At 69.3% G+C, this 950-nt stretch carries 1 protein-coding gene; it reads right to left on the minus strand.

Going from position 1 to position 950, the window contains the following annotated elements; translation table 11 throughout:
- Positions 1–25: 25 nt before the first annotated feature.
- A protein-coding gene (locus IQ279_RS27525) for an IS5 family transposase (protein WP_372445254.1) occupies positions 26–900 on the minus strand; the annotation gives its coding sequence in 2 pieces (ribosomal slippage) (positions 26–513 and positions 513–900; 876 coding nt in all).
- Positions 901–950 lie beyond the last annotated feature (50 nt).

Raw genomic sequence — 950 nt, forward strand, 5'->3', positions numbered from 1 at the left:
CTAGGGCCTGTTGCGAAAGTGCTGGTCACAGCCACTCGTTGATGGCTGCGACCAGCACGGTCGCTTCGTAGCGGACGGCGAGTTTGTCATACCGAGTGGCCACGGCCCGATGACGCTTGAGCCGGTTGATCCCGCATTCGACCGCGTGCCGCTGCTTGTAGTCGTCCCTGTCGAACTTCGGCGGCCGTCCGCCGCGCGAGCCGCGCTTGAGGCGGCTGCGGACCCGGTCCGCCGGAACCGGGATGGTGGCTTTGATCCCGCGTCTGCGCAGGTAGGAGCGGTTGCTGCGGGAGTCGTACGCCTTGTCGGCCCGGACCCGGTCCGGACGCCTGCGGGGCCTGCCGAGCCCCAGCCTCGGCACTCGGATGGCTTCCAGGACCGGCTCGAACTGCGGGGAGTCGCCCCGCTGCCCGGCCGTGATCACCACAGACAGGGGCTTCTGCCCCTGCTCGACCGCGAGGTGGATCTTGCTGGTCAGTCCGCCGCGGGAACGTCCGAGGCCGTGGTCGGCCGGCTCGACGAAGATCCCGCCGGGCGGCTCCTTCTGGAGGCCCCCCTTTTCGCCGCTCCGGCGGCGTGCTGGTGGGCCCGGCAGACGGTGGAATCGACGTTGACCTCCCAGGTGATCAGGCCCTTCGCGTCCGCCTCGGCCTGGAGCTGCGTGAGGATCCGCGCCCAGGTGCCATCCCGCTGCCAGCGCCGGAACAGGTCATAGACCCGGTCCCACGGCCCATAACGTTCGGGCACGTCCCGCCACGGAGCACCAGTCCGGGTCCGCCACCGTATGCCATCTATCAGCTGCCGCCGCGTCCACACCTGCGGCCGACCCGGCTTGATACCCCGCGGCAGCAACGGCTCAAGCCGGGCCCACTGCCCGTTCGTCAGATCCCCACGTCCCACAGGACGTGATCATCACCGAACAAGATCCACTTTCGCAACAGGCCCTAGGC

It is taken from the genome of Streptomyces verrucosisporus (assembly GCF_017114865.1).
GTDB lineage: Bacteria > Actinomycetota > Actinomycetes > Streptomycetales > Streptomycetaceae > Streptomyces > Streptomyces fenghuangensis.